The organism is Acinetobacter sp. CY81 (genome assembly GCF_059515925.1).
In genome coordinates, this window is sequence record NZ_JCAKNC010000002.1 from 138,265 (window position 1) to 162,937 (window position 24,673).

Genomic DNA, 24,673 nt, shown 5'->3' on the forward strand with positions numbered 1-24,673 from the left:
GCTTATTCTGCAATCTTCGCTAAAACTTCTTCTTTAGAGATGTTGATAGATTCAGCATCGGTACGACCTTTATATTCAAATGTACCTGCATCTAAGCCTTTCTCACCGATCACAATACGATGAGGAATACCATTGATTTCTAGATCAGAGAATTTAACACCTGGACGCTCATCACGATCATCCAGAAGCACGTCATAACCCGCTGCTTGTAGTTCAGCATATAAAGACTCTGCTGCTTCTAAAGTACGAGGTGATTTATGTGCATTCATTGGAACGATTGCCACTTGGAATGGAGCAATTGCAGCAGGCCAAATGATCCCTTTATCATCGTAATTTTGTTCAATCGCTGATGCGACGACACGCGTTACACCAATGCCGTAGCAACCCATCGTCACAGTAAATGGTTTGCCATCTTTACCTAAAACTTTACAACCTAAAGCTTCAGAGTATTTTTGACCCAATTGGAAAATATGACCCACTTCGATACCGCGTTTGATTTGAAGTGTACCCTGACCATCTGGAGATGGATCGCCTTCAACTACATTACGAAGGTCATATACTTCTGTGAATTGAGCATCACGTTCCCAGTTAACACCAGTTGCGTGTTTGTCAGCTTCGTTAGCGCCTGCAACAAAATCAGAAAGTACAGAAGCTGCGCGATCAACAATCACGGTTAAGCCTTTTTCTACAAGTCCTTGAGGACCAATAAAACCAGCAGTCAAACCGTATTCTGCCATTTGTTCTTCAGTAGCAAAAGTCAATGGTGATGCTATTTTGGCATGCTTTTCAGCTTTGATTTCGTTTAGCTCATGGTCGCCACGAAGGAATAATGCAACGACAGGTGCTCTTTGACCTTCTTCTTGAGCAACACCTTGAACAAGTAATGCTTTTACGGAATCTTTTGCTTCTGTGTTTAGGAATGCAGAAACATCAGCAATCGTTTTTTGATTTGGTGTTTCAACAGTTTTTAATTCTTGAGTCGGTGCGGCACGTTCACCGACTAAAATAGCTTCCGCCATTTCAATGTTTGCAGCGTAATCAGACTCAGTAGAGAAGGCGATATCATCTTCACCACTTGAAGCCAATACGTGGAATTCATGCGAACCTGAACCACCGATTGAACCTGTATCCGCTTGTACTGGGCGGAAATCCAAACCAAGACGCGTAAAGATACGACAGTATGCTTCATACATCACATCGTAAGTTTCTTGCAAAGAGTCTTGATCCACATGGAAAGAATACGCATCTTTCATGATGAATTCGCGTGAACGCATTACACCAAAACGTGGACGTACTTCGTCACGAAACTTAGTTTGAACTTGATAGAAGTTTGCAGGTAATTGCTTGTAACTTTTTAATTCGTTACGCGCCATATCTGTAATCACTTCTTCGTGCGTAGGACCAAGTACGAAAGGATTGTTATGACGATCCTTAAAACGTAATAGTTCAGCACCATATTCAACGTAACGACCAGACTCTTCCCAAAGAGAAGCGGGTTGAGTTACAGGCATCAACACTTGTAATGAACCTGCACGATCCATTTCTTCACGGACGATCGCTTCAACTTTATTTAACACACGTACACCCATCGGCAACCAAGTGTACAAACCTGAAGCCAATTTACGGATCATACCCGCACGAAGCATAAGCTGATGTGAAATAACTTCAGCATCACTTGGGGTTTCTCTTAACGTAGCAAATAAAAAGCGACTCGCGCGCATGGAAACTGTCCTAATAATTAGCGTTAAAGCATAAGATTATATGATAAAAAATGAGGTGAACATTCAAAATGACACCTCATTACAACTCACAATATTATGACACGATTTTTCGCATTTGACGCATCATAAAGTTTTTAAAGTCATCCAAGTAAGTAAAGATTACAGGCACCACCACTAAAGTGAGTAGGGTCGAGGTGATGACACCCCCAATGACCGCATGTGCCATTGGGGCACTTTGCTCGCCACCTTCCCCTAAACCCAGTGCCAAGGGCACCATACCCATGACCATTGCACTGGTGGTCATCAGAATTGGGCGTAGACGTGTTGTTCCTGCTGCAAGGATCGCATCATAACGATTTTCACCACGATCCATGGCTTTCTTAATAAAGTCGATCAAGAGAATGGCATTTTTGGTGACCAGTCCCATGAGCATAATAATCCCGATGATCGAGAATAAGTTCATGGTGGAATTAAATACGAACAAGGCAAGAAAAACTCCGACCAGTGATAGGGGAAGTGATGCCATGATCGCAGCAGGGTGAATGAAGCTATTAAATTGTGAGCCTAAAACAATATAAATAAATACAATGGATAGGGTAATAGCAGTCATTGCATAACCTGCTGATTCGGCCATGTCGGCATTAGAGCCTTGCGTATCAAAGCTATATCCAGCAGGCATCTCAAATTTATCTTGAATTGCACTTATATCACGACCGATATCACCAGCTGGACGCCCTGAGGTATTCGCTTCAACCAAAACTTCACGTGCCAAATCACGACGGTTAATTTGTGAAGCCCCATAACTTTCTTCAAGTGTTGACACTGTTGAAAGTGGAATCAAAATCGGTTGATTATTTTCATCCATCTTCTGTGAGGTGAGATATAGATTTTGAATATCACTTGGAAGCGTTCTTTTGTCCTCAGATAGGCGTAAATTCACATCGTAATTTTCACCTTTGTCATCTTTCCATGTGGTTGCATCATCACCTGCAAGGAGTGGACGGATTACATTGGCAATTTGACTCACAGATAAGCCAAGGTCATTGGCAAGTAAACGATTGACATGAACTTCAAGTGTTGGCTTAGGTTCTTTGAGCGAACTTTCAAGATCCACAACACCATCAACTTTTTGCATTTCAGCCATGAAGCGATCTGAAATCTTTTGTAATTCGTCTAAGTCAGGACCTTTGATGGAAATCATCACAGGCTTTTGACCACCTGAAACTGTTTCATCGGCTGAAGCAACAGAAGTGACAGTAATACCGGCCACGCTTTTTAAGCGATTCCGAAGTTGATTATTCAGTTCAGATAATGTTTCTGTACGTTCTTGACGCGGTGTGACTGATACACGAATACTCACGTGATTTTTTCCGCGGTCTGTAACTCCATTGATGACCCCATAAGTTGAACGTACTTGAGGGTGCTGACGAATAATTTGATCGACTTGCTTTAACTTAGCTTGAGAATATTCAAGTGAAGCATCTACTGGCGTTTCAAATTTAACTCGAATTTCCCCTTTATCGGGGACAGGAACAAATTCAGTACCGATGAGTTTGGATAATCCTAAAGCGGCAAATAATGATGCAAAGGCAATCACCAATGTCATTAAACGGAAGCGTAGTGCCAATTTCAGCAGTTTTTCATAAACATGGGTGAGTTGATCGAGCTTGCCTGAAATCCAAAGGAAGAAACGTTTGATACGTCCAGGTTTTTTATTTGGATCTTTCTTTTCAGCCCAATGCGCTGAAAGCATGGGATCAAGTGTAAAGCTGACAAACATAGAAATCAGCACAGCGGTACTGACAGTTACACCAAATTGGTAGAAGAAACGCCCAATAATACCGCCCATAAAGGCAACAGGTAGAAATACCGCCACAATGGTTAAGGTTGTAGCAAGGACGGCTAAACCAATTTCCTTAGTACCATCAAGTGCTGCAGTTACATGATCTTTACCCATGTCTGCATGACGGACAATATTTTCTCGAACGACAATGGCGTCATCAATTAACAAGCCAATACTGAGTGATAAAGCCAGTAAGGTCATCATATTGATGGTAAAACCAAACATCCAAATGAAAGTCAGCGTACCGAGTAAGGCAATTGGTAGGGTTAAGCCTGTAATTGCGGTTGAACGGAATGAGCCTAAGAACAAGAGTACAATCAGAACTGCTAAAATGCCACCTTCGACAATAGTGCGAGCGACATCTTTAATACTAGCCCGAATACCTTTTGATGTATCGACAACAACTTTTAAGGTCGTGCCTTTAGGTAGTTGCTGTTCAATTTTATCAAGTGTTTTATAACTGGCATCGACAACATCAATCACATTGGAATCTGAGCTTCGCAAGATATCCATGGCGATGGCAGTTTTACCATTCAAGAAGGCGCTGGATTCCAATTCAGCTTGACTGTCTTGAATGTTGGCAACTTGTCTGAGATAAATTGGCGAACCATTTTTGCTTGCAACAATCAGCTCACCGAAAGATTGAGGTTGTATAACTCTAGATTTAATCTCAACAACAAGTTCCGAATTGCCTTGTTTTAGTGTTCCTCCGGGAACTTCAATATTTTCACCTTTTAAGGTGTTAATGACTTGGTCAATCCCGATTCCAAAACTTTGTAATTTATAGGGATCAACTTCAATTCTAATTTGTCGTTGCGCATCACCAAGTAAATTAACGGTGCCTACGCCAGCAACAGTTCTCAGCTGTGGCACAATCCTTTGATCTAAATAAGAGCTGAGCTCACGTAGAGACATCTGATCAGATTCAAAAACCACAGACATAACCGCACTTGCTGTTGGGTCATAACGCTCAACGATAGGATCTTCAATTTCATCTCGAAACTGAGCAGTGACAGGTGCAATTTTATCTCTTACATCTTGTGCTGCAACGGTCGAAGGGACATCCAAATTAAATTCAGCAATAATCGTGGATAGACCTTCGCTGGATTGTGAAATAACTTGCTTGAGCCCTGAAATAGTATTGATCTGATCTTCCATCTTCTTCGTAATGTCAGACTCAACGGTTTCAGGTGAAGCACCAGGGTAGTTGGTGTAGATCACGACAAAAGGGAAGTCGACGTCTGGAAACTCTTCGACACCCATGCGTTGCCAAGATGCAAGCCCAAGCACCATCAAACAGAACATCATCATAATGGTGAAAACAGGATATTTGACACTGATCCGAGTGAGCCACATAGTAATGCTCCTGTTTTATTTAGATGAGATCAGCACAGATTTATCGATATCATCGGCACTAAATTTAACTTTGCTGATGAGGTCTGTTGCTTGTAATCCTTGAACAATCGCAAGGTTTTGATTGGGGAGTTGCTCTAATATTTTGATAGGTACTTGTTTTAATTTTTGTTGTCGAATCGTCCAGACGAATGGTTTATTCTGCAAATCTTGAATGGTATCTAGCGGTATTTTCTGACCTTGAATATTGCTATTCCCTAATATTGAACCATCTACAAAAGCACCGATACTTAAAGAGTGAATCGCTTGATTCGGCTGTGCAAAGAATTCAATTTGGCGACTGGCTTGATCTGCAATCGGGCTGATCCGCGTTAGAGTTGCGGTCAGTTTTTGAGGGTTGCCTTGCAAGCTATATTCAATGCTATTTCCGACTTTTAGAGCACTTTGTTGTTCAGCCGAAACTTTGGCTTGGATCTCAAGTTTAGAGGTATCTACAATTTCAAGCAGTGTTTGACCAACAGAAACGGTTTGACCGGGTTCAACAGCGCGTTTTGTAATAATGCCAGATATTGGGCTTTTAAGTATGCCATCTTGATTGGCTTTGACTGATATTTCTACATTGGCTTGTTGTGCTTTAACCGTTTCAAGTTGGGCTTTGTAGTCTACTTGGCTTTGTTCGTATTCAACTTTGGAAATGAAACCTTGATCATATAAGCGCTTTTTACGTTGCACCATATTCAATGCCTGCTGAGCTTGAGCTTGGGCAGATGCAAGATTCGCTTTAGATTGTGCCAAACGAGATGCATTGTCTTGATTGTTAAGCTCAACTAAAGTTTGACCTCGACTGACTTGCTGACCGACCTGAACATTTACAGCTGTGGCTGTTGCCATGAATTGGGATTGAATAGAACTTTGATTGACGGCTTTAATCGTGCCTGAAAATGTGGTGCGTTGAGTTGAAGTGCCTTGTTTAACTGGAATAACATCCTGCTGAATAAGCTCAATTTTGCTTTGATTTTCAGAGGGTGCAACCGGCTCTTCTTTTGGCTTTTGGCAAGCAGTCAGGACTAAACTTAAACACAACACTGAGATTTTAAGTACTGGGCGTGTCTGTAGATCTTTATGCAGTGTGTAATTCATGTTTTAGTCCTTTACTCATGTATAAAGCCTTTTTTATTCAAGGGTTTCTAACCGATTTATTATTGTGGCGTATTGAGTCTGCGTATTTCGATAGTCAGATTGTAAAGATTCAATATTCTTTTTGATATTGGTAATGTTTTGCATGTTGTAATTCAAACGATCTTTTAAGTCATTCGGGATCGCTTGTCCCTTACGAAAATGTTCCATTTCTTGACGTTTAAACATAATACGATCTTTTTGAATTTGCTTGAGTTGACGCTGTTGCAGTGCAATTTGCTTGTTGTAGTTTTTGAGCAACTCATCGCGTTTCATCGCAGCAGTTTTGCTTGTTCCATAGGCTCTTTTTAATTTCATATCTTGTTCGCGTTGACGTGCTTGTTGCGCGCGAATATGAGATTGGCTTTGGTCCAATTCTGAATTGAAACTTTTATTGCGTTTAATGACCTGCATATTCGCATCTAGCGCTTCATAACCATTACGAATATGTGCAGGCGTGACTGTACTGCTGATATTGGCAGTACCATTTTTGTCATAATACCGATACCATACCGCTTTGTTTGCAAAACATTCAGACGCTATAAAAATAGACAAAACTGAAGAAAGCACATAAACTTGCTTCGAAGGAGAAAGGAATGCAGATGTAGCAAAATAATTCAAAAATTTGGACATTTATTCCCCACAAAAAGAAAAAGAGTTTTTTATTTTAGCTTTTAACTTAATTATTTTAGGGTGTTAGTTTAAATTTATAAATATATAACTCGAAAATATTACATAATTTATATGAACGGGTTAACTCTTTTATTTTCCTTTATGACACATTAACGCTACTGAAAGAAAAGCACATTGAAAAAGATAGTAAAAATATGTTAAAAAACGACGATTATTGTAAAAATAAATTAGTTCAGCTCTGCTTAATTCAGCTCACTGGGAAGGGTCATTAGATGGACGAAAAACTTCAAAATCTTAAAGTCATGGTAATTGATGATTCAAAAACCATTCGTCGTACAGCTGAAACTTTGTTACAACGCGAGGGGTTTAATGTTGTAACAGCTGTCGATGGCTTTGAAGCGCTTTCAAAAATTGCAGAAGCAAATCCTGATATCGTTTTCGTGGATATCATGATGCCACGTTTAGATGGCTATCAAACTTGTGCATTGATTAAAAACTCGCAAAATTATCAAAACATTCCGGTCATTATGTTGTCGAGTAAAGACGGATTGTTCGACCAAGCGAAAGGCCGTGTTGTAGGTTCTGATGAATACTTAACGAAGCCTTTTAGTAAGGACGAATTATTAAATGCTATACGTAATCATGTAACTGCATAAAAGACGACATTGCTTTATTGGGGAAAAAAATGGCGCGTATTCTTGTTGTTGATGATTCACCAACTGAAATGTTTCGATTTAAAGAAATATTAAATAAAAATGGATTTGATGTGATTGAAGCATCAAATGGGGCAGATGGCGTAACGCTTGCTCAAGCTGAATTACCAGACTTAGTCCTTATGGATATTGTTATGCCTGGTGTAAACGGTTTTCAGGCGACACGTCAAATTGCTCGAGGTGTTACGACTAAACACATACCTATCGTGATTGTCAGTACTAAAGATCAAGATACAGACCGTGTTTGGGGTAAGAGGCAAGGTGCGTGTGACTACCTAACTAAGCCAATCGATGAAAGTCAATTGATTAGTGTGATAAAACGATATCTCACTGTGGGATAAAATATGGCAGCAAATGGATTTATCGAATTGCTTCGGTTGTCCAAGCGTGGCAATAAAAACTACGCAGGCAATGATAAAGAAGTAAACCGATGGTCAGGCATTGCATTTGAAATGTTGGGGCAATATTTTGTTGCCCCATTAGGTGAAGTATCTGAAGTGATTTACCCTCCCGAATGTACGCCGGTTCCAATGGCGAAAGGGTGGGTGAAAGGTTTAGCAAACATTCGTGGTCGTTTGCTATCTGTTTCCGATTTGGCAAATTATATTTCAGATCAAAAAACTCAGTTCGTACCGACTCAAAAAGTTTTATGCATTAGCTATAATGATCATTATGTTGGTTTGATTGTTGATCAAGTTTTGGGGATACAACATTTTAATAAAAAAAGCTTTTTTTCAGAAAATAAACAAATAGATGAAAAGCTTAAGCCGTACTGTCAGGGGTATTTCCAGCAGCATAATCATGCTTGGAATATTTTTATGTTCAGTCGGTTGTTAAATGACCCACAATACATGAACGCATCAGAAAAATTTATAAACTAGTTTTGACGTAGGCTTAATCAGTCACGTAATGGGGAGAAGCTGGATGGGCTTTAAACTGAACAAGAAAAATGCAAGTGAGAATACTCACCAGAGTAATTCAGTATTTGTGACTAAACTGAAAGCAAAAGTCGATCAATTTTCTAAATTGTTTGGCGATACAGAACAAACGAGATCTTATCTACAATTAGGTCTAATCAGTTTGTTGGTTTCAGTTTTGATCTTACTGTATCTATTCTACAGTGTACCTCGTAATAACGATTTAACACGTAGTATGGGTGAGTTGCGTTTATTATCGCAAACAATGTCTCGCCAAGCATCGGAAGCTATGTCTTCAGGTACAAAAGAGTCCATTCAAGCTTTAACGAATTCACAAAAAGAATTTGCTACAAACCTTGAAACTGTTCAAAGCATTCATTCAAGTAATGATGATTTAGCGAAAGTTGAACAGATTTGGGGTGGTGTGAATAAAGATATTAATCTGATCACATCTCAACAAAAAATCATTAATCAGTTATATGACACCAACCTTGCAATCAAAGAAACGATTCCAGGGATGCAGGCTGAATATAACTTAATGGTCGATCAAATGGCGCGTAATAATGTGCCAAGTAGCCAAGTAATTATCGGTAAAAACCAAGTCTTTATTGCGGAACGTATTTTACGTTCAATCGGTTCTGTATTGAGTGGGACTGATAGCGCAAGTGGTTCTGCAGATGACTTTAACTCAGATATTGAAACTTTTGGTTCGTATGTGAATGCACAGTTAAATGGTAATCCTGAACTGGGTGTTGCACGAGTAGAGAATGAAGAAGCTCGTGAGTCGTTAAAAAGTATTAAAAGTGACTACGACACGATTATTAAATCGGGTTCAGCATCTGTACTATCTAACTCAGAACAAATTGTCAAAGTTCGTCAAGCTGTTGCAAATATTTCAGCTCAATCTGATCCTCTTCTAGATGGTTTAGATAAGCTTAAAGTTAATTCAGGTTTAAAAACGATTTTACCTGGTTTCTTATTGTTGATCGCTTTGATTGCGTTCTTATACAGCGTATTTAAATTACTTGTTCTACGTAGCCAGTCGGATCAAATCCGTGTAATGCGTTTACAAGACGAATATGACCGTAACCAGAATGCAATTTTACGTTTACTGGATGAGATTGCCGATTTGGCAGACGGTGACTTGAGTTCGTACGCAACAGTATCTGAAGACTTTACAGGTGCAATTGCCGACTCGATTAACTTTGCGATCGACCAATTACGTGATCTTGTATCGCGTATTAATGAAACGTCGCAAGAAGTTGCACAATATACCCAGGATACACAACAGATTACGCATCAGTTAGCTGAAGCATCTGAGCATCAGGCGCAAGAAATTGCAGGTGCATCTACAGCGATTAACGAAATTGCACAGTCTATTGATCTGGTCTCTGCGAATGCGGAAGAGTCTGCTGAAGTAGCACAACGTTCTGTACAAATTGCATCGAATGGTGCTGATGTTGTAAACCGCTCGATTCAAGGTATGGACACGATTCGTGAACAGATTCAAGAAACATCGAAGCGTATTAAGCGTCTAGGTGAATCTTCTCAAGAGATTGGTAACATCGTATCGTTGATTAACGATATTGCCGATCAAACGAACATCTTGGCATTGAATGCTGCAATTCAAGCATCGATGGCAGGTGAAGCAGGTCGTGGTTTCGCCGTGGTTGCGGATGAAGTACAGCGTCTTGCGGAACGTTCTGCGTCTGCAACGAAACAGATTGAAACGTTGGTAAAAACGATTCAAACCGATACTAACGAAGCCGTTATCTCAATGGAACAAACGACGTCGGAAGTTGTACGTGGTGCGAACCTTGCGAAGAATGCGGGCGTGGCCTTGGATGAAATTCAAACGGTATCGAATACGCTTGAAAAACTCATTGCCAACATTTCTGAAACATCGAAACTACAGTCGGCATCTGCGGGTCATATTGCAAATACGATGAACGTTGTTCAAGAGATTACTTCTCAAACAACAACAGCGACTTTCGATACAGCTCGTTCAGTGTCTGAGTTGGCGAATATGGCTGACTCACTACGTGAATCGGTAACGAACTTCAAGTTACCAGATTAATCGTTAGCTACTCTTTGGGGAGTAGCCCTCATCATAAGATGGGGGCTACAGAGTTAAAGATAATTTTTGATTCGATGTTTTTAGCATTGGATATATAAGTTAATAGGTTCTAGTCTCTGGATTAGAGACTAAGCATAGAAGCCTGAGCTATGAAAGAAATATTAAAACATTTAGTCGATTCGACTGTTTTGCCTGAAGATGAATATCTTGATCAGGATGCTGAAATTTTAGAAATTTTTGTCGATGAATTGGAAGAAATTTTTGAAACTTTACAGCCTTTACTGAACGAATGGGTGCAGAAACCAAGTCAGGATGAAGTATTGGTTACGATTCGACGTAACTTCCATACTTTAAAAGGTTCTGGCCGAATGGTGGGTGCTAAATATTCGGGCGAATTGGCATGGACAGTTGAAGATACTTTAAATCGTGTTATTGCAAAAAATGTAGAGTTATCGTCTAACGTACTTCAGTATGTGATGACGGTATTTAACCTTTACCAGTACAAGCTATACCCAGATTTTAAAAACAGACGTGAACATAGTTTAGATTTACGTCCATTGGTTTTACTTGGTCAACAATTACAACAAAACTTGAGCCTTGAACCTGCATTAGAAGAACTATTAGGTTTAGCGATCAGTTTAAATCATGAAGATTCAGTCACTGGCTTGGAAATCGGTACAGATGTAGAGGATTCTCAATCGTCTGATTTGATTCCAGGTGAAGAATCATTTGAATTTAACTTTGATGCCAAAACAACTCAAAGTGATCTAGAAACACAAGAAACTGTCATCGCAGAAATGCCGCTTGTTGAGCATGCGCCACTCTCTGAAACCATGTCGATCTTCATTGAAGAATCTGAGGAGCATGTGAAGACGATAGAATCATTCTTGAAGTTAGATCATCACTCTGCTGATCAATATAATCAGTTGATTCGTGCACTACATACCTTGCGTGGTAGTTCTTCAATGGCACAAGTTAATGACATTTTTGAATCCAGCAGTAAAGTGGAAGAAGTATTCAAATCATTGGTGAAAAGTGATACTGAAACTTCAAAAAATGAGACAGTACTGCTGACTACTTATGTTGAATATGTTCAAGATTATTTATATTTGATTCGTATCAATACCAATGAAACTGAACGATTTGTCCAAGTTCAGCAGAAATTTGATCAAGCCTGGGATTTATATGACTTCCAAGCAAGTCATGTAGAGCAGTTGGCATCAGGTCCTGATATGTTGACTCAATTGATGAGTCTCAATATTGATATTTTACTTGATACTGAACTTGATTTTGATCAGCGTGCACAAAATGAATACCCAGCGTATTTTGAAGAATTAAGTCAACAAGCACAGCAGATTATTGAACATACGGATAATCGTGCTGCACTTGGAATTCATCAATATAGCTTGGCTTTGAAGTCGAGCTACGACTCTGTATTGCGTAATCAAAACCTACTCAATACCAACTATATTTTTGAATTGTTTGGTCGTGCACATCAAGAATTTATTCACTTATTCGATACTTTAGCTTCAGGTCAACGCGTTGGTTTAAGTGATGATGCAAAACAGACGATTGATGAATTAAGTACTTATCTACAACAAGATATTGATTACGTTGAAGCTCTTAAGCCTGCTTTAGATGTGTCTGCAAATACATCGTCTCAATTTAATATTCTTGACCTATCTTTTGTTGCAACTCAATTGGTTGCGGATAAGCAAGATATTGATTCTGAAGAAGCCATCCGTGCATTTGATAATGATGTATTGGATATCTTTATCGAAGAAGCAGATGAAATTTTGGTTTCGATTGATGAAGATCTGAATACATGGTCTGAAAATCTAAATGATACGACTGCTCTAAATAATTTAATGCGTCATTTGCACACACTGAAAGGTGGCGCAAATATGGTTCAAGCTGAATATATTGGTTTGATCGCACATGAGTTGGAAACGATTTATGAGCGCATCATTAATAATCAGCTTGAAACTACAGAACCGTTGGTTGCTGCAATTCGTTTGGTTCAGGATGATATTTCAGATCGAATGCAAATTATTCGTGAAGAACGTACAGATTATCCAGCGAATTATACGATTGCTTTACTTCAAAATATCGTACAACCACAGCCTGGTTATGTGGGCATGCCTTCTTCAGTGGAAGTGCCAGCGCATACCTTACATCCAGAAGTATTATCGAAAGATACATCAACTGTTGTTGAAGAAAAGCAAGCAATTGAACCTGTTGTTGATTTAGAAACAGATTTACTTGAATTCACATCTGAGCCTCAAGCTAGCATCATTTCGCCATCATTGTCGGCTGATGTACCAGATGATTCTGTTGAAGGTATTGCTCAAGAGATCTTTGCTGAGGAAGCTGAAGAGCTGATTCAAGAAGCTAAAGTGCTTCTACCTCAATGGGCTGAGCAACGTAGTAATCGTAGTTTGTTACTTCAATTACAACGTATTGCGCACAGCTTAAAAGGTGGCGCAAAAATGGTTCAAATGGAGCAAGTCGCAGACATTGCCTATGAACTTGAAACGGCTTTTGAACAATTTGCACTGCATAACTTTAATTCAAATGCTTACGATTCCCTATTGGAATCTGCATTTAATTGGATTAAAGGCGCTGTTCTTGAAGAGAACTTCCAATACTTCACTTCGCTGAAAACCAGCCTTGAAAACATTCAATACACGGATGTTTCAGCTCAGCTACCTGAGAAGCTCACTCGTGCAGATTCATTGACTGATCAATATACGGTTGAGATTGTACAAGGTGATGGTACTGAGCCACCTTCTATGATGGGTGAGTTAGGTGCAGATGCTAATGCTGAACAAAACGATGAGATGATTCGTATTTCAGCTGATTTGATCGAGAAAATGATCGATCTATCGGGTGAAAATGCGATTAACCGTTCGCGTATTGAGATGGATTTGAGTCATCTTGGTAATACGCTGACCGATATGGAACTTGCGATTCAGCGTTTAGCAGATCAGCTACGCCGAATGGATGGTGAGCTTGAATCACAAATTATTGCCAAACACGGTGATTTAGACGGTCGCTATGAAGACTTTGATCCGTTGGAAATGGATCAATATTCTTCTATTAACCAGTTATCTAAGTCACTTGCAGAATCAGCATCGGATTTGGTTGACTTTAAATCAACCTTGGTTGAGAAGATTAAAGATACTGAAGGTATCTTATTGCAACAATCACGTATTCAAGCTGAAATTTCTGAAGGTTTGATGCGTGCTCGTCTCGTACCATTCTCGCGTTTATTACCTCGTTTGCAACGTTTGGTGCGCCAAGTTTCTACAACGTTGAATAAACCAACAGAACTTTTAGTGAATAACACTGAAGGTGAGTTGGACCGTACCATTCTAGAGAAGTTGGTTTCACCGCTTGAGCATATGTTACGTAATGCGCTAGATCATGGTATTGAAACGACGACAGAACGTTTAAATATTAAGAAACCTACACAAGGTAAGATTGAGCTTGATATTAGTCGCCAAGGTACAGATATTGTCATCGAATTTAAAGACGATGGTCGTGGTATCGATGCAGCTAAAATCAGAGCCAAAGCGATTGATCTAGGTTTGATTAAAAAGGATCAAACACTTACTGATGAAGATGTGATCCAATACATTTTCCACCCAGGTTTCTCTACAGCTGAAAAAGTGACGCAGATCTCTGGTCGTGGTGTTGGGCTGGATGTCGTGCAAAGTGGCATTAAGTCACTTGGTGGTCAAGTTTCGGTTGCATCTAAAATTGGTCAAGGTTCGGTGTTTACCATCCGTGTTCCAACCACAGTAGCAGTAAGTGATGCACTAATGGTGAAAGTGGGCGATCAGCAATTTGCTGTTCCGTTGGCTCAAATTGACCGTATTGTTCGTATTTCACCTGCTGCTTTGGAAGACTTCTTCGGTGGTAACAAAGATCACTTTGAAATTGACAATCAAAGCTACAAATTACGTTACTTGGCAGAATTTGTAGCACATCAAGCTGTTCCTAAGCTCGCTGGTGTAGCACATTCACTGCCTGTTCTATTGATCAAAGGCAATATGGGTAACACCATTGCATTACTTGTCGATCAATTGATTGGTTCACGTTCTCAAATTGTCATGAAGCCGATTGGTGAGCAATTCTCGTCAGTAGCGGCTGTTTCGGGTGCGACGATTCTTGGTGATGGTCAAGTATGTCTGATCCTTGATGGTCAGAGCATTGCACGTCAAGTCTTGGCAAGTAACCGTGAAGAAATTAAAGTTGAACAACGTGTTCATGCACGTCGTAATGATCACCGTCAATTGGTGATGATTGTCGATGACTCAGTAACGGTTCGTAAGGTAACGACGCGCTTACTTGAACGTCATGGCTATGATGTAATTACGGCTAAAGATGGTGTGGATGCGATTGAGCAGTTGGAAAATGTGAAACCTGACTTGATGTTACTCGATATTGAAATGCCTCGAATGGATGGTTTTGAGGTGACGAACTTGGTTCGCCATCACGAAATCCATCGTGAGTTACCAATTATCATGATTACATCACGAACAGGTGAGAAGCATCGTGAGCGCGCATTTAGTTTGGGTGTAAACAACTACATGGGTAAACCTTTCCAAGAAGCCAATCTATTAGAAAATATTACAGCTGCTTTGCAAGCCGGTAGAGAAGCATAATGACTGAAAATTTAACGATAAATGCAAATGATCATGCGAAGACTCAAGAGTTACAGCATTTAATTACGGTATCTACAGGGTTTATTGATGCCTATATTATTCAGTGTTTTGCAAAAGCACCGATGCTACTGCCTCAAAATGTGGTTTTGTCTGCACTGGACAGCCAAACGCATGTGAATCACGTTGAATGGCATGATAAACAGTTACCTGTATTTCATGTCAATAACCCAGATCGTAAGGCGGGTGTAGCGCTGGTGATTGAAGGTGAAGAGATTGATCAGCGTTTCGCTTTGATGTGTGAAGAAATGCCGACATCTATTCGTATTCGTATTTCTGAAGTGGTTGATGATGATTTGATTATTGAGGATCAAAGCATTATGCAATATGTTCGTATTGGTTCTGAATTATTTCACGTACCTGATTTGGCATACATTCAGTCGAAATTTGCATAAGTCAAAACCAGTCGTTTTTAAACGCAATAAAAAAGGGATGATTAAGCATCCCTTTTTTATTTAGTGCGATTTAAGCTAATAGCTCAACTAAAATTTGCTCATAAATTTCAGCCAATGGTTCTAATTCATCAATATTGACGTGTTCATTAATTTGATGGATGGTTGCATTTAAAACGCCTAATTCAAGCACTTGCGCGCCCGTTGGGGCGATAAAACGTCCATCAGATGTACCACCAGAAGTCGATAATTCAGTTTCAGTGCCTGTAACGTTCAAGATCGCAGTACGTGCAGCATTGACCAACTCACCTACAGGCGTTAAGAAAGGTAAGCCTGATAGTGTCCATTCAATATCATATTCAACACCATGACGATCTAAAATTTCTAAAGTACGTGCTTTGAGTTGTTCAGCTGTAACTTCTGTTGAATAACGAAAATTGAATAAGGTATTTAGTGTGCCGGGAACAACATTGGTTGCACCAGTTCCTGAGTTAATGTTTGAAATTTGGAAAGTTGTGGCAGGGAAATATTCATTGCCATTGTCCCAAACAGTTTCACATAGCTCGGCAATCGCATTTGCCGCAGTATGAATAGGATTAATTGCTAGGTGAGGGTAGGCAACATGACCTTGCTTGCCTTTTACAGTCAAATTGGCATTGAGTGAGCCACGACGACCATTTTTAACGATATCACCCAGTGTATCGGTACTTGATGGTTCGCCAACCAAGCACCAAGTTAATTTTTCATTACGAGCTTCTAAGGTTTCAACAACTTTAACTGTGCCATTGATGGATGGACCTTCTTCATCTGAGGTGATTAAGAAGGCAATCGAACCTTTATGGTTTGGATTTTTTTCTACAAATCGCTCAGAGGCAACCACCATTGCTGCCAAGGCAGTCTTCATGTCTGCACTACCACGACCATAGAGTTTACCATCACGAATTTCAGGTTTAAATGGGTCTGATTCCCACGCATCTAATTTACCTGTTGGTACAACATCAGTATGACCTGCAAAGCAAAATACAGGTGTTTCAGTCCCACGACGTGCCCAAAGATTATCAACATCTTCAAAACGCATATTTTCGATGTTAAAACCAATTTTAGTCAGGCGATCAGCCATAATGGTTTGGCAAGTATGATCTTCAGGTGTAACAGACGGTTGACGTAAGAGTTGTAAGCTTAAATCTAAGGTGGCAGATTGCGTCATTGGAGAGATTTCAAGTCAATATTTTTAGTTATCATAATCGATGCACTATCTAAATGATAATGTATATTTTTGAAGCTGTTTATTTGCTAGATAAATAAAAAACCTTATCAAAGATAAGGTTTTTGAAAAACTGTAGAATCGTTTTAAGCCACTATGAATGAATACGGAGATTCATTGATAGCTTTGATTCAATATTAGTTTCTACGGATTTCTTCTGAAGTTTTTTCAGCAGTGTTTGTTACAGCATCGCCTGCTTTAGAAACGTCTTTTCCCACGCCCTTAAAAGTATTACAACCAGTTAAAGCGAACGCAACCAATAAAGAAGCAGCTAATATTTTTGTCATCATCATCTCCAGTTTGTAAATTATTCTGATGTATGAACAGCATAGAAATGTATGCTTTAAAAAAGTATGAGCTTTTTATTACTCGAATGTTATTGTGTGTATTTTAATCACCAACCAGTTACATGATTTTTACAGTGCTATGTATATACTCTGCTTGACGAAACATAAAGTCTTCTAAAGTTTGATAATGTCGGTATAACCCATCGTACCACCACACTGCATTTGGAGAGCTTTGAAACTCTTGAGCACAAATCCATTCTTGACGTTCTACACGATAAAAATCAGCTTGAATATCATAACCCCAATGTCCTATTCGTCGTGATGGATTCACCCAGTCGGGTATTGAATGAGATGTGGAGGGAGGTATTGAAGCTTCAATTAAAATAGAGTGGAGCGGTTTATTACGATGTTTAGGCTGTCTAGGTAAATATAACTGTCCTTTGAGTGCAGCAAATTTTCGATCAATTTTATAATTTTGATCATTCACTTCAACATGATCAAATTGAAACTGTTTTTGAGAGAAATGATTGAGCTTTCTGAGTAAAGTATCGCTTCGATTTAAACCGTACCAATCTTTAAGTAATAAGCTGGGTTCAGATAAATAAAATTTAAGCGCTACTTCCCAATGTTCGATTTGCTGTGTGGTACGGTTTAGGATTAAAAAATCCAGTTCACCTACGGTATGACGACCATTAATGATTTGAATGCTATGACCGATGATTTGAAAATCGTGATATGCATTGTCCTGCAACCAAAACCACATGAGATATTCGAATCTTAATCCTAAACGAGTGCTTTTGAGCTGTGCGACAAATTCAATCAGTTCATTGGGGTTTTGGTCTAGTTGTCTTAAGCGAACTTGATATTGAGCAAACTGTTGATGCCAAAAAAGATCATTATGTATTTCAAAATTATGTTTCAACACTAAATCATCTGGGATTTCTCGCAAAATACTTGGGCTAGCAACGACAAATGCCAGTTGTCTGACTAAAGGGTGTTTGAAAGATAACCAAGGTTCAAAAAGATTCGTCATAACAGACTCTAAGACCATAAGAATAGGCGAGAACAGCAATTTACAAACAGATTCTGCCATAAAAACATATATACTGATGAGATTCATTTGAATGAGTTGTGGTATGAAAATATTGTTTTGGCGCAGCCTAGTGATTGTATTTGTGGTACTAGGTTTTATAGGGGCGGTTTTGCCCGGCATGCCAACAACAGTATTTTTGATCCTAGCAGCTTGGGCTGCATCTAAAGGATGGCCGCAGATGGATGCTTGGTTGCTCAATCATCCTAAATATGGACACACACTCAGAAATTGGCGTGAACATGGCACGGTGCCTCGCAAGGCTAAATGGTTTGCGAGCATTATGATGTTATGTAGTGCAATCTTAATGTTGCTGACTACAGCACCTTTAATGGTAAAAATATTTACCGATGTGACGATGTTGATCGTTGCAATCTGGTTGTGGTCGCGTCCTGAAAAGCCAAAACAAAATGAAAATATACAGATCGAAAAAAATGAATAAATGGCGTGCGTGCTTAAAATCATTTAAAAAAACCAATTAAGATGTATAAAATAATTTAATGATTTAAGCTTAATTCGTAGGTCATTCATTTTCTGTTCAATCGTTTTGCTTAGATTTTTGATTAATATTTTTCAAATGTGATTACTATCAATTTGCTATTCACTTTAATAAGTTTGATCAATAAGAATGAACTTCGAAACTGGCTTTAAAGAGTAGATTTTATATGTATACATTGGACCAAGCCGATATTGTGATTGATTTAGAGTCGCAAACATTGTCATTGCCTAAGAAAAATAAGTTCTATGTCATTTCAAGTGGCTTAAATGGCATTGGTGAGCAAGAAAATTCAGGTAAAACCCCGCGAGGCTGGCATCGTATTGAAAATAAATATGGACATGAACTGCCGATCAATGCCGTTTTCAAGGCAAGACAGTGGACAGGGGAGATCTATAATGAAGAATTGGGAGTGTCAAACCCTGAACGTGATTGGATTTTGTCGCGTATTCTTTGGTTGAGGGGACTAGAAGAAGGTTTTAACCTTGGTAATGGATGTGATACTTATCATCGTTATATTTATATTCATGGGACACCTGATTCAGAACCGATGGGGATACCCAAATCACATGGTTGTATTCGCATGAATAGCAAAGAAGTCAAAGAAGTTTTTGATTTAATCGATGAGGGTGCATTGGTTTTTTTATCAGAAAGTAAAATCAATGCTTAAACATTAAGCGCTCTATATTGATTGATCTGAAATTTCATTTTAAAACTGAAAAAATATTTTAAAAAATAAGCTCATAAATAGATCAATAATAACCAAAAAACAGCTTTTTTGAGTGAAATGATCTATTTTTTAATCACTCAAACTGAAAAACACAGAAACCTGTGCAAAAGCGTTTGACAGGCTGTGAGGATTCTCTATAATGCACCACACAAACGATGAAGTCGTAAAGGGCGCTTAGCTCAGTTGGTAGAGCGTCTGCCTTACAAGCAGAATGTCGGCGGTTCGATCCCGTCAGCGCCCACCAAGCCTTTACGTTAAATGTTTTAAGTGCAGCGGTAGTTCAGTTGGTTAGAATATCGGCCTGTCACGCCGAGGGTCGCGGGTTCGAGTCCCGTCCGCTGCGCCACTTAATTCAGATAACACGTTGTTTGTACTTTAATAGCAATATTATGTAAGTGCAGCGGTAGTTCAGTTGGTTAGAATATCGGCCTGTCACGCCGAGGGTCGCGGGTTCGAGTCCCGTCCGCTGCGCCATTTACGTAATAGACCTTTTAAGGGCGCTTAGCTCAGTTGGTAGAGCGTCTGCCTTACAAGCAGAATGTCGGCGGTTCGATCCCGTCAGCGCCCACCAGATTTTTGTGATGCAGCGGTAGTTCAGTTGGTTAGAATATCGGCCTGTCACGCCGAGGGTCGCGGGTTCGAGTCCCGTCCGCTGCGCCATCCTAAAGTCGAAAATAGTTGTACCCTTTAAGGGCGCTTAGCTCAGTTGGTAGAGCGTCTGCCTTACAAGCAGAATGTCGGCGGTTCGATCCCGTCAGCGCCCACCATATCTTTAGATGTAAATCTTCGGATATAAAACTTATTTATAAGTTTGCCGTGCAGCGGTAGTTCAGTTGGTTAGAATATCGGCCTGTCACGCCGAGGGTCGCGGGTTCGAGTCCCGTCCGCTGCGCCATTTTCATTCCCTGAAATGAAAATTGGTATCATCCAGCAAGATTTCTTTCTTGCATCATAAAAATAGTTTCTCTATTTTTATTCTTCAGGGCGCTTAGCTCAGTTGGTAGAGCGTCTGCCTTACAAGCAGAATGTCGGCGGTTCGATCCCGTCAGCGCCCACCATATTTCTTAATCTAGAAATTCTATATAAATCTCATATTTATCTAAAAAGTATTCCTATTTCACGTTTTTTGTATAAAATGTTGGGATAACTATTTTATATAAAAACAATTATGAGAAATCCATACCAACGAAAATCGAATACTTCCATTTCAAATACGATTCTTCCGCCTAAAGAACAATATACTCAATTCATTGAATCCATCGTGTCTCAAGCTAAAGTTTATGGTTTATATAATGACGGTTGGGCATTATGTTCTACACCATCAGGTCAACAAACTTTAGCCGTTTGGCAAAATAAAAATCTTGCTCAATTGCTGATTCGTGATAAATGGGCTGATTATGCTATTGAAGAAGTGCCATTGAATCAATTTGTAGAAAATATGGTGCCTTATATTCGTCAGCAGAATACGCATCTTTCGATCAATTTAATGCCTGAAGGGCAAAATGTGTTGGTATCAGGACGTCAGTTTTTAGTTGATTTAAAAGCTTATCTTTATGAGCTGTATATTAAAGAACCTAAACGCTTTGAAGACCAGCCATTACCATTGCCGCGTAAAATTCGTTTACATGCAAAATAAATAATTTAACATCGAATGGTTTAGCCATTCGATGTTAAAAGCTCAATTTCAGAAAAATTTAAAAATACCTCTTAATATTCTCCTAAAATCCAACCACTGATATAAGCAAAGTATTCTCTTAACCATGCGTTATAGCGTGTTTCCAGCGGTGTATTTGCGCTATAGCTATAAATGTTTTGATAACCTTGTTTACGTGCAATGGCTTGAGCACGAGGTGTGTGGAAATCACTGGTAGTGATTGCAATTGGATCATTTAAGTTAATTTGATGATTAATCAGTATCGGTTGACTATTTTTAAGATTGAGTTCGGTACTGGTACTTTGATCTTCAAGTATGATGTTATTGGAATTTATTTGATAATCTTGTTGCAGATACTGTGACATCACTTGAGCTTCAGTCTGTTTTTGAGCTAAACCTAATCCTCCTGTCACAATCATGATCGCATTCGGCGTATGTTGATGGATTTCCGCAGCACGATCTAAACGTGCTTGTAGTGTAGGTGAGGGTTTACCCTGAATTAAGCCACTACCTAATACAATGATGGCTTTAACAGGCTGAATTTGTGCTTCATTATTTTTATTCATCTGAATGTAGGAGAAAAATAAGATCAATGAAAAAAGCCAAATGCTAAAAATAACCCAACAACTTTGCCATATCCTTTTTAAGCGTTTAGAACCTTGTAATATCTTTTGAATGGATTGCCAAAAAATGGCGTGAATGCAAAAGATCAGGCCAATCAAGATGGGAAGAATAATCCCGAGATGAATTTTACCTTGAGCTAAAAGATACAAACCATCGATCAGTAATATCAAACCAAGAACTGCAAGTATTATTCTAAAGAAAATTTGCATGATTGAGTCGTATGACAGTATGAATTACAGGCATCATACTTAAAATCGAGTTATTCCCAAAGCCTTGTCTATCTTTAATGGCATTCCAAATATATCTCACACAATGAAGAAAGCCGAGCATGAATGCTCGGCTTTAATGTATGCAGATTCAAAGACTGATCTAAGTATTAATAAACATCACGACGATATCGACCAGCTTCTCGTAGTTCATCTATACATGCTTCTCCGAGAATATCGGTTAATGCTAAATCAACATCAGTTGCCATGCCTTCGATGCTACCACAGACATAGATCACGGCATCTTTTTCAATCCAAGTCTTAAGTTCTTCGGCGTGTTCACGTAGTTTATGATGAACATAAACTTTTTCAGCTTGATCACGTGAGAAGGCAAGGTCGATACGTTTTAGCATGGCTGTATTGATCCAGGCTTGAATTGTATCTTTATAGAAAAAGTCATGCGCTTGCTCTCGCTCTCCAAAGATCAACCAGTTATCCGTGTAGTCTTGGCGAATACGTGCTGAGATTAAGCTCATTAAACCTGCGATACCTGTACCATTACCAATACAGATGATTGGGCGATTATCCGCAATCAGGTGGAATGATTCATTGGTACGAATACGAAGTTGAATTTTATCACGTAGGGTTGTGTGCTGAGTCAGCCAACCTGAACCTAAACCCAGTTGACCTTGATCATCAAGCTGTTGACGGACAACTAAACGGAGAACTTGTTGCTCTGGAATACTGGCAATTGAGTATTCACGTGTAGGTAAATCATCAAGTTGTTCCAATAAATGATCTAGATTCGCAAAAGGCTCAACATCAACATCTAGGTTTTTAAAGCGAAGTGCATCATTGATCTTAATTTGTAATGATTCGACCAAGGCATTTGGATTGACTTGATACTTTTCAATAAAGCTTTCAAGTCGTTCAGTGCTGTTGCCAGGTCGAACTTCTGCAATATCACCTGCTTGCCATGTTGCCTCATGTTGAGCTGTTAACTCAATGTTAAAAGCAGGCTGACCTTGGCTGTTGGGGTTAAGTAAAGTACGTTGATTGAGTTTCCATTCATCAAATACTTTATCAATCGACATCGCCGCTAAATCAAGTTTAGAGGCATGAGCAAGTGACTCATTCCAACGTTGAATATCATCATTATCGGCATTATTGACTTCAATAGTGCTAAACAATGCTTTTGCGTTGTTTTGCTTTAACCAATCGGCAATTTTGTGACCAAAACTACAGTAGCTGTCTGGATAGTCTTTAGAACCCAGCGCAAGTACAGCGTAGCTTAGATGACTTAAATCTAAGCTCGTGTTGAGCCATTTCTTTTCAAAAGATGAGGCTAAATCAGGTGCTTCCCCGGTGCCATAGGTACTTGCTACAAACAAAATCTGTTTTGCATCTTTTAAGTCTGCTTCGGTCAACTGTTGAACTGATTTTACCGTTACAGGTTGATGTGCTTCTTGCAAACTGGTTGCTGTACGCCATGCCAACTGTTCAGACACACCTGTTTGTGATGCATAAGCAATGAGCCATGGTGTAGCATTTGGGTCAATGGTTAATGCAGCACCTGACTGTTTTGCAGCTAAAGTCAGTTTTTTCTGTTTACGACGCTTAAGGTAGAGCATCCAGCCTGTCACAAAGAATAAAGGCATAGCTAAAGATGCAAGCATTGCGACAAATTGATAAATAGGGCCAAAGAAACTACCACGATGCACAGGCAACATGCTGCTCATGATTTTTTCATTTAGCTTTTTATCTTCATAAAGCTCAACGTCTTTAAATTGATTGTTCTGATAATCGTAGGTTGCTTTGTTGCGAGCACGTTCATGCTGAATGTCTTTATCAACAAAGCTTAGCTCAAGTTTTCCATCATCTTTTTTAGGTAAAGTTAGCGTGAGTGTTGAATACTCATATTTCAATTGAGTTGGGAAGGAGATCCATGCTTGATTTAAAGCACGGTGGGTTTGGATTGCATCCATTGATTTCGGACGAGATTCACGTTCTCCACGATCACCAGTTGCTCGTTCACGTTGAGGTTGAGCTTGTTGAGTCGCTTGTGGACGTTCAACCCCCATGACTTTAAACATTCCATCTCGCCACCAACCATATGACCAATACAGCCCAGTCATGGCAAAAATGAGATAGAAAATAATCACCCATGTACCTACAACCGCATGTAAATCCCAAATAAAGTTACGACCTTTAAGTTGAGGTTTTACTGCGAACCATTGTTTCCACGTATGGCGTTTGGGCCAACGCAGATATAGACCACTCAGAACAAAGAAAATCAGCATCAGCGCACAAGCACCTGTGATTTGTTTGCCTACAGGACCAACGGTTAAGTTGCGGTGTAATTGCTGAATAAAAGCGAAAAATTCACGACCCTTAATTTCAGGAAGCATCTCAGCAGTGTAGGGGTTAATCATCATGTTAAGACCACGACGTTGACCTTCTTTCACCAGATTAATGACAGAGGATTCATCCGCAGCGGATGCAACAGTGATGCTATTAATCTTTAGGTCAGGACTATGCGTATGAAAGTGCTGATAAATTTCAGCAGGGGAAAGTTTTGCTGAATCATGAACTTGAACGGTATAGCTGTCCTGATTGATCCATTTTAGAATTTGTTGTTCGTATGAATAAATCGCACCTGTCACACCCATTAAGGAGAGGATGAGACCTGCTGTGATACCTAGAAACCAATGGATCTGAAAAAAGCTTTTTTTTAGCATGAGCTTATAGTTAGGATGAAATGTGGAGGATT

The 24,673-nt window shown here is 39.4% G+C and carries 18 protein-coding genes and 8 tRNA genes; 17 read left to right on the top strand and 9 right to left on the bottom strand.

The features are described from left to right. Nucleotides 1-2: 2 nt before the first annotated feature. The 4 genes from AC5YDM_RS03010 to AC5YDM_RS03025 form a co-directional block, all read right to left on the bottom strand. Complete coding sequence (locus AC5YDM_RS03010) at nucleotides 3-1,721, bottom strand: proline--tRNA ligase (RefSeq protein ID WP_496150664.1); 1,719 nt, start codon at nucleotides 1,719-1,721, stop codon at nucleotides 3-5. A gap of 94 nt (nucleotides 1,722-1,815) precedes the next feature. Next, nucleotides 1,816-4,920 carry an efflux RND transporter permease subunit gene (locus AC5YDM_RS03015; protein WP_496150665.1) on the bottom strand — a complete coding sequence of 1,035 codons (3,105 nt, stop codon included), beginning with the start codon at nucleotides 4,918-4,920 and terminating at the stop codon, nucleotides 1,816-1,818. A gap of 15 nt (nucleotides 4,921-4,935) precedes the next feature. Next, nucleotides 4,936-6,057: an efflux RND transporter periplasmic adaptor subunit gene (locus AC5YDM_RS03020; protein WP_496150666.1), complete on the bottom strand. Its 1,122-nt coding sequence runs from the start codon at nucleotides 6,055-6,057 to the stop codon at nucleotides 4,936-4,938. Nucleotides 6,058-6,090: 33 nt separating this feature from the next. Beyond that, nucleotides 6,091-6,726, bottom strand: coding sequence for a hypothetical protein (locus AC5YDM_RS03025; protein WP_496150667.1), 636 nt, complete (start codon nucleotides 6,724-6,726; stop codon nucleotides 6,091-6,093). A gap of 272 nt (nucleotides 6,727-6,998) precedes the next feature. On the opposite strand from AC5YDM_RS03025, the gene pilG reads away from it, so the two are divergent. The 6 genes from pilG to AC5YDM_RS03055 all read left to right on the top strand — a co-directional run bounded on the left by pilG (nucleotide 6,999) and on the right by AC5YDM_RS03055 (nucleotide 15,555). After that, nucleotides 6,999-7,382, top strand: coding sequence for a twitching motility response regulator PilG (gene pilG / locus AC5YDM_RS03030; protein ID WP_496124512.1), 384 nt, complete (start codon nucleotides 6,999-7,001; stop codon nucleotides 7,380-7,382). 29 nt (nucleotides 7,383-7,411) lie between these two features. Continuing rightward, the gene (locus AC5YDM_RS03035) at nucleotides 7,412-7,780 is read left to right on the top strand and encodes a response regulator (RefSeq protein ID WP_496124513.1); all 369 of its coding nucleotides are present in this window, start codon (nucleotides 7,412-7,414) and stop codon (nucleotides 7,778-7,780) included. 3 nt (nucleotides 7,781-7,783) lie between these two features. Continuing rightward, entirely contained in the window at nucleotides 7,784-8,320 is a 537-nt protein-coding gene (locus AC5YDM_RS03040) for a chemotaxis protein CheW (RefSeq protein ID WP_496150668.1), read from the top strand. Between the two features lie 43 nt (nucleotides 8,321-8,363). Then, nucleotides 8,364-10,433 (top strand): methyl-accepting chemotaxis protein, encoded by a 2,070-nt coding sequence (locus tag AC5YDM_RS03045; RefSeq protein ID WP_496150669.1) that lies wholly within the window; start codon nucleotides 8,364-8,366, stop codon nucleotides 10,431-10,433. A gap of 149 nt (nucleotides 10,434-10,582) precedes the next feature. Beyond that, nucleotides 10,583-15,103 carry a hybrid sensor histidine kinase/response regulator gene (locus tag AC5YDM_RS03050; protein ID WP_496150670.1) on the top strand — a complete coding sequence of 1,507 codons (4,521 nt, stop codon included), beginning with the start codon at nucleotides 10,583-10,585 and terminating at the stop codon, nucleotides 15,101-15,103. Next, nucleotides 15,103-15,555, top strand: coding sequence for a hypothetical protein (locus tag AC5YDM_RS03055; protein WP_496150671.1), 453 nt, complete (start codon nucleotides 15,103-15,105; stop codon nucleotides 15,553-15,555). Before AC5YDM_RS03050 ends, AC5YDM_RS03055 begins: the two co-directional genes overlap by 1 nt. 70 nt (nucleotides 15,556-15,625) lie before the next feature. Here the strand turns inward: AC5YDM_RS03055 and dapE are convergent, their stop codons facing one another. The 3 genes from dapE to AC5YDM_RS03070 form a co-directional block, all read right to left on the bottom strand. Further along, nucleotides 15,626-16,759 (bottom strand): succinyl-diaminopimelate desuccinylase, encoded by a 1,134-nt coding sequence (dapE, locus tag AC5YDM_RS03060; RefSeq protein WP_496150672.1) that lies wholly within the window; start codon nucleotides 16,757-16,759, stop codon nucleotides 15,626-15,628. A gap of 194 nt (nucleotides 16,760-16,953) precedes the next feature. After that, the gene (locus tag AC5YDM_RS03065; protein ID WP_496150673.1) at nucleotides 16,954-17,103 is read right to left on the bottom strand and encodes an entericidin A/B family lipoprotein; all 150 of its coding nucleotides are present in this window, start codon (nucleotides 17,101-17,103) and stop codon (nucleotides 16,954-16,956) included. Nucleotides 17,104-17,221: 118 nt separating this feature from the next. Beyond that, nucleotides 17,222-18,136, bottom strand: coding sequence for a DUF1853 family protein (locus AC5YDM_RS03070; RefSeq protein ID WP_496150674.1), 915 nt, complete (start codon nucleotides 18,134-18,136; stop codon nucleotides 17,222-17,224). A gap of 103 nt (nucleotides 18,137-18,239) precedes the next feature. On the opposite strand from AC5YDM_RS03070, the gene AC5YDM_RS03075 reads away from it, so the two are divergent. The 11 genes from AC5YDM_RS03075 to AC5YDM_RS03125 all read left to right on the top strand — a co-directional run bounded on the left by AC5YDM_RS03075 (nucleotide 18,240) and on the right by AC5YDM_RS03125 (nucleotide 21,055). After that, entirely contained in the window at nucleotides 18,240-18,635 is a 396-nt protein-coding gene (locus tag AC5YDM_RS03075) for a YbaN family protein (protein ID WP_496150675.1), read from the top strand. 223 nt (nucleotides 18,636-18,858) lie between these two features. Further along, complete coding sequence (gene elsL, locus AC5YDM_RS03080; protein ID WP_496150676.1) at nucleotides 18,859-19,359, top strand: cell wall-recycling L,D-carboxypeptidase ElsL; 501 nt, start codon at nucleotides 18,859-18,861, stop codon at nucleotides 19,357-19,359. Nucleotides 19,360-19,587: 228 nt separating this feature from the next. Next, nucleotides 19,588-19,663: transfer RNA gene (locus AC5YDM_RS03085), tRNA-Val, on the top strand. A 25-nt stretch (nucleotides 19,664-19,688) separates the two neighbouring features. Continuing rightward, nucleotides 19,689-19,765 (top strand) — tRNA-Asp (locus AC5YDM_RS03090). A gap of 51 nt (nucleotides 19,766-19,816) precedes the next feature. Then, nucleotides 19,817-19,893, top strand: a tRNA-Asp gene (locus tag AC5YDM_RS03095). Between the two features lie 21 nt (nucleotides 19,894-19,914). After that, nucleotides 19,915-19,990: transfer RNA gene (locus tag AC5YDM_RS03100), tRNA-Val, on the top strand. 12 nt (nucleotides 19,991-20,002) lie between these two features. Continuing rightward, a tRNA-Asp gene (locus AC5YDM_RS03105) sits at nucleotides 20,003-20,079 on the top strand. A 31-nt stretch (nucleotides 20,080-20,110) separates the two neighbouring features. Continuing rightward, nucleotides 20,111-20,186: transfer RNA gene (locus AC5YDM_RS03110), tRNA-Val, on the top strand. Between the two features lie 51 nt (nucleotides 20,187-20,237). Next, nucleotides 20,238-20,314 (top strand) — tRNA-Asp (locus AC5YDM_RS03115). Between the two features lie 87 nt (nucleotides 20,315-20,401). Further along, nucleotides 20,402-20,477, top strand: a tRNA-Val gene (locus AC5YDM_RS03120). A gap of 110 nt (nucleotides 20,478-20,587) precedes the next feature. Next, the gene (locus tag AC5YDM_RS03125) at nucleotides 20,588-21,055 is read left to right on the top strand and encodes a DUF2750 domain-containing protein (protein ID WP_496150677.1); all 468 of its coding nucleotides are present in this window, start codon (nucleotides 20,588-20,590) and stop codon (nucleotides 21,053-21,055) included. Between the two features lie 71 nt (nucleotides 21,056-21,126). Here the strand turns inward: AC5YDM_RS03125 and AC5YDM_RS03130 are convergent, their stop codons facing one another. Both AC5YDM_RS03130 and AC5YDM_RS03135 read right to left on the bottom strand, forming a co-directional pair. After that, nucleotides 21,127-21,906 carry a YdcF family protein gene (locus AC5YDM_RS03130; RefSeq protein ID WP_496150678.1) on the bottom strand — a complete coding sequence of 260 codons (780 nt, stop codon included), beginning with the start codon at nucleotides 21,904-21,906 and terminating at the stop codon, nucleotides 21,127-21,129. A 167-nt stretch (nucleotides 21,907-22,073) separates the two neighbouring features. Next, a complete protein-coding gene (locus AC5YDM_RS03135) occupies nucleotides 22,074-24,641 on the bottom strand; it encodes a PepSY domain-containing protein (RefSeq protein WP_496150679.1) in 2,568 nt (855 codons plus the stop codon). Nucleotides 24,642-24,673: the final 32 nt, after the last annotated feature.